We start from the raw sequence: 4,831 nt of genomic DNA, 5'->3' as shown, positions 1-4,831 counted from the left end.
TAATTAAACGATTTTTCTGAAATTGACTAAATCCAATTCAACAATGGAATATCTGTGATAAAGTCATTCATAATTGTCGGAGAAAATCAAATAAGAGCTCAAAATTTGACTACGGATTAAAAGGTTTCAGGTTTGAATCCTGACGGGGTCACAACAGATATTGAGTGATATAGAGTTATAGAGGAAAGGGACAAAAAGGGGACTTTTTAGGGACTTAATTAAGAAGGAAAACCTCCAGTAAAACGGGGGTTTTTTCTATTTAAAACGATTACGGTTTTAATAGAACAAATTCTCTAATCTTGTATGGCAGAATTTCACTGAACGCCCACTTATGTGCTATTTCTTATAAGACATATCACTAATGACAATTTCAATGACAGGACAATGGAAAGGCTTTTTTGAGTATGGTACTCAATACGGAGATAAACTCTCAGGTGAAAAAGTTGAGTTTAGGCTTTTTTTAAAACATTCAGATAATGGAGAATTTGAAGGGACATGCGCTGACTTGGAAGGACTGGCATCAAGTTTTGAAGTATCGAAAATTAGAGGTTTTACAGACGACACTTTCATAAGTTTTACAAAGGAATATGAACAAAATCATTCAATTGATGAGGAAGGAAATTTATATCCAGTCACTTCACGGCAAAAACCACGACTTAGTTATAACGGTCAATACGATAAATCGACAAATTCATTCAGTGGTAATTGGGAAATTATTTCAAATGAAAGACTTTATCTTGACGGCTCACTGGTCAACTTTTCGACAGGTATCTGGGAAATGATGAAAGATGAATGAAGCATCAAAACATTCGTTGTTGAAATGCTGGTATGTAAGATAAATCATAATTAGAGTTTTCCCGTTTTCAGAAATTCTAGGGAAACGGATTAAATTCTATTCTTGTGCTATACCAAACTAATACCTATCTTATCAATTAAGTGGGTTTCCAAGAGCATCTAATGGTTTACCCTTATATCATTATCATTTAAAGCATCCAATATTCCAGAATATGCAATAACTAAAATAATAAAAAATGAATTTTAGTAAAAACGAGAAGGAATTGATAGGTCATTGGGAATTCAGAGATGGGAAAATGAATGATGATGAGAATGCAAAACGGGTAGAATGGCTAATAAAAAATCATTTAAAAAAAGTAGGATCTGACGAAAGTGGTTGGGATATATTGTATATAGACCCGGAAGATAATAGATTATGGGAGTTAATTTATTTTCATGGCGAAATGCATGGAGGTGGACCACCAAGCCTTGTTAATATTTCGGAAGAAGAGGCTGATAAAAAGTACCCTAACCATCTTCCGTATTAACTTGGCTAGTCAAATCTTTGAAGTCTTTGAATTTTTTATAAAATTAATGGACCCTAGAAAGCTCCCTCTTATTTCAGGTCATTTGCTTTAGTAATTCTGGGGAAAGGAGTTAAATTGTATTATTCAACTTTAAATGAAAATTACAAAATATATATTTGATTATATAAACAGTGTATTAATGTTGATCCTCACTGTATTTGCTGTCATTATAGGTGTTAGATCTTGTTAAATTTCTAATGACATGAAAAACGACCATTCTCAACTTAATGAACTCGTTAATTCAAATAAGAATCAAAACACAATGCTAGATAGGCAACAAAATGAGCTGGACAAGGTCCTTATTTACGCTATGATAGGGGATGTAACGGCATTGTTAGCTGACGAATATCCTGATTTTTTCAATGGCTTTAAATTACCAGCTACCCCTAAAAAGTAGTACGGGTTACGATTACAGAAATGTGTTATATAAGTAAATTAAACTAATGATACATCCAAGTGAATTGCGGCTGGGTAACATTGTAAGTCATACCCGGAATCTTCCAGCAGAACAGAAATACTATTTAGTCTTCAATATTTTGCCAACAGATTTGCAGCTACAGTCAACTCATGATCGCTTTGCAGTTGGTATAAATGATGTAAATCCGGTGTTACTTACCAATAATATACTTGAAAAATGCAGCTTTACAGACCTACACAGACAGCCAGAACCGTCGAATCAGTGGTATCACGATCATGTGAAAGGATTCTGCATTGTCAAAGAAATGAACGACAAAGAGGAATGGATTTTTAAATGGTACGTCTATCCCACTAATGAGTTTATCCATTTAAAATCAGTGCACCAACTTCAAAATCTATTCTTCACCTTGTATGAAAAAGAATTGCAGACAAAGTTGATTTAGTAGGGATCAAATTTTTAGTTGCGGGTATAGTTGTTGTCACGTTTCACCTGACGGCTGTTACTAAGTCATAGCACCTTCAGGAATGCCCGGATCGAATTGAATGATTATTTGGGTGCATGAAGTAAAACGGGGAAATTTGACCCCCACCATGACCTTGCGCAGGCAATGGGGGACGGGTTGACGGATAAATTCTAAATATTTAAGGCATGATAAGGTTATTGCTAATTATTATTTGTGTTCCTTTCATAGGGTTCGGGCAAAACACTAATCTGAGAAATTTTACGGGCGAAAAAAATGCAAGGGAGGCCATTACCGAAGCGGTGATTAACTGGAAAGAGAAGCCATTTTACGATACACTTATTAGCGACAAGGAGACTGCGATAGGCGTGGCTGAAGCTATCCTTTTCAAGTTTTATGGTAAGGAAAATATTATTGCGGAACGCCCTTATGAAATTTATCTTATTGCCGGGTATTGGTATATCAGTGGAACTCTCCCAGAAAATAGTAATGGCGGGACGTTTGAAATAATTTTCAGTTCTCAGAATGGACGGGTAATTAAACTTATTCATGGAAAATAAATCAGGAATTCTATCATGTGCTACGACATTTCTTTTACCGCGAAGCTGAAGGAACTTCCAAACTACTTTCCTGAATTGGTAGAAAGCCCACAATTGTCATTCGATTTTGGAAGCGACCACATAATTGCACACCGGTATCCGGAATATCTGATAATTCGAAGAGATGGAGATTCAGAAATAGTTCAATTTATGGAATGGGGAGTCATTCCGTTTTACGTGAAGGATGAAAGTAAATTCATTCGTCAGCGGGCCAGTATGCTGAATGCGCGTGCTGAAAGAATTTTGGATGACCCAAAATCAGTATGGTACAAAATAAAGAATCGTAGGTGCCTTATTCCGGTTACCGGGATCTTTGAACACAGGGGAATTGTCGGATGGAAGAACAAGGTACCATATTTCATTACCTTGAAAGATCAGAAAGTGTTTTTTCTACCCGGATTATACGCAACTGCCGACTTACCTGATATGGAAACCGGAGAGATAGTGAAGCGATACACTTTCACGCTTATTACAAGGTCAGCCAATCCATTGTTGGCGAATATTCATAATGACGGTGAACACAGATACAGGATGCCGCTATTCCTTTCCCTTGACCTGTCAAATCAATGGATTGAACCAGATTTACCGGAAGCCCAATATCGTGAAATTCTGAATTACGAAATGACTCAGGATAATATGAATTATACACCTGTATGGACAATACGCAGTCCTAAGCCTCGCCCGGATGGAAAGTCAAAAACTGAATATTGGGAATGGAAGGATTTGCCTGCGCTGGGGGAAAAGAATCCACCGGAATTAATAGGAAAATAATCCACAGGTATTATCTATCAAACTTTGAAGTTTTCAGCATGTTTTCGATATCATTCTCCGACTCCAGATCATGATATGAATAGACTATAGTAAAAATCTTTTCGTTATAAGGCGTTCTCAACACAACAAGTACGTATGACATATTTGGTATTGGATGCATTTCTTCTTTAAATTTATAAAACTTTACGCCACCATAGATTTCTGTTGATGTTGTCGCTTTGCCATTTTTACTTATGTTGTATGTGGAAAAATTCGAATCCAATGCTTCATGGATTGAATCTATTGAATTTATTGAAAACGTATGATTGATATCTTTTCTAATATATAACACCAGCTTATGATAATTCTCACCCGTTGGTTTTTTTATCCAGTGTATATCCATTTTTCTGCTTTCTTCATTCAAAGTTGCAGTATCTATTACCTTAAAATTAGGTGGTAATGTAATCGTCCACCCAAATTCCTTAATGTAAACAGTGCTGTCAGTTTGTCCAAAAGAAGCTTGAAAGCTAAACAAAAAGGCAATTAGAATATATTTCATTCCACAATATATATTTTTCATTTAAAATTCAACATAAGGGTAAACCCTTACGTTAAAACACCCATTGGGGAAATAACTGCTTTTTTATATTTTGCAAATTAAACCCTTTACCAACATATATAAGGGACAGTTTCTACAAGAAACGGCGCTAATAAGTTTAACTAGCGAATTAACTTTAATAATTGCTACAGTTTTTGTGTACACGTGGAACAGGAAACCAAAATAATATCAATCGGATTTCTGAGGCTATTGATTAATTCAATCTATATGAAATTTAGAAAGTATTGTCGATTAATACTCATATCGGTTATGTTCTTTGTCAAAAGTGGTTTGGCACAAGATAGCATTTATCATTTTCTTGCTACATTGAATAACAGGGATGTCATATCATATATATCATGGGTGGCACCGGATAAAATTGCCGATAGTGGAAAGATTTATGCGCATACTTTTGAACGGATTTTGAAATCAATTGATGTAAGTAAGATTCGGAAGACTTATCCCAAATATTTGATGATTGAAAACTTAGTTCTGTTATTAGATGACCCCGATCGGGATTGGTATGCAGACTTATTGCTATACAACCTTACGAGATTAAGTTCGATAAATGTCGTTGGATGCGATAACAGAAATGATTGGCTTAGGATAAAACGCGGTACAAATTTTACATATAAACATTTCGAT

Annotated in this window: 8 protein-coding genes; 7 read left to right on the top strand and 1 reads right to left on the bottom strand. The window is 35.3% G+C overall.

Annotated elements, in window-relative coordinates; all coding sequences use genetic code 11:
- The first annotated feature begins 361 nt into the window (after positions 1-361).
- From VNZ46_RS09885 to VNZ46_RS09860, 6 genes are all read left to right on the top strand, one after another.
- Positions 362-796 carry a hypothetical protein gene (locus VNZ46_RS09885; protein ID WP_325560005.1) on the top strand — a complete coding sequence of 145 codons (435 nt, stop codon included), beginning with the start codon at positions 362-364 and terminating at the stop codon, positions 794-796.
- Between the two features lie 235 nt (positions 797-1,031).
- Positions 1,032-1,322 carry an Imm27 family immunity protein gene (locus VNZ46_RS09880; RefSeq protein WP_325560003.1) on the top strand — a complete coding sequence of 97 codons (291 nt, stop codon included), beginning with the start codon at positions 1,032-1,034 and terminating at the stop codon, positions 1,320-1,322.
- 241 nt (positions 1,323-1,563) lie between these two features.
- Entirely contained in the window at positions 1,564-1,758 is a 195-nt protein-coding gene (locus tag VNZ46_RS09875; RefSeq protein WP_325560001.1) for a hypothetical protein, read from the top strand.
- A gap of 46 nt (positions 1,759-1,804) precedes the next feature.
- Positions 1,805-2,221 carry a hypothetical protein gene (locus tag VNZ46_RS09870; protein WP_325560000.1) on the top strand — a complete coding sequence of 139 codons (417 nt, stop codon included), beginning with the start codon at positions 1,805-1,807 and terminating at the stop codon, positions 2,219-2,221.
- Between the two features lie 206 nt (positions 2,222-2,427).
- On the top strand, positions 2,428-2,799 hold the full coding sequence (locus VNZ46_RS09865) for an NTF2 fold immunity protein (RefSeq protein WP_325559999.1): 372 nt from the start codon (positions 2,428-2,430) through the stop codon (positions 2,797-2,799).
- Between the two features lie 15 nt (positions 2,800-2,814).
- Positions 2,815-3,609 carry an SOS response-associated peptidase gene (locus VNZ46_RS09860; RefSeq protein WP_325559997.1) on the top strand — a complete coding sequence of 265 codons (795 nt, stop codon included), beginning with the start codon at positions 2,815-2,817 and terminating at the stop codon, positions 3,607-3,609.
- A gap of 10 nt (positions 3,610-3,619) precedes the next feature.
- Here the strand turns inward: VNZ46_RS09860 and VNZ46_RS09855 are convergent, their stop codons facing one another.
- The gene (locus VNZ46_RS09855; protein ID WP_325559996.1) at positions 3,620-4,147 is read right to left on the bottom strand and encodes a hypothetical protein; all 528 of its coding nucleotides are present in this window, start codon (positions 4,145-4,147) and stop codon (positions 3,620-3,622) included.
- 267 nt (positions 4,148-4,414) lie between these two features.
- Between VNZ46_RS09855 and VNZ46_RS09850 the strand changes: the two genes are divergently transcribed.
- Positions 4,415-4,831, top strand: a 417-nt coding sequence (locus VNZ46_RS09850; protein ID WP_325559995.1) for a hypothetical protein, incomplete at its 3' end; no start/stop codon positions are given.

This window comes from Pedobacter sp. (genome assembly GCF_035566355.1).
In the GTDB taxonomy this organism is placed as follows: domain Bacteria; phylum Bacteroidota; class Bacteroidia; order Sphingobacteriales; family Sphingobacteriaceae; genus Pedobacter.
The sequence above is the reverse complement of the archived record's forward strand: the minus strand, read 5'-3'. Positions and strand labels throughout refer to the sequence as shown.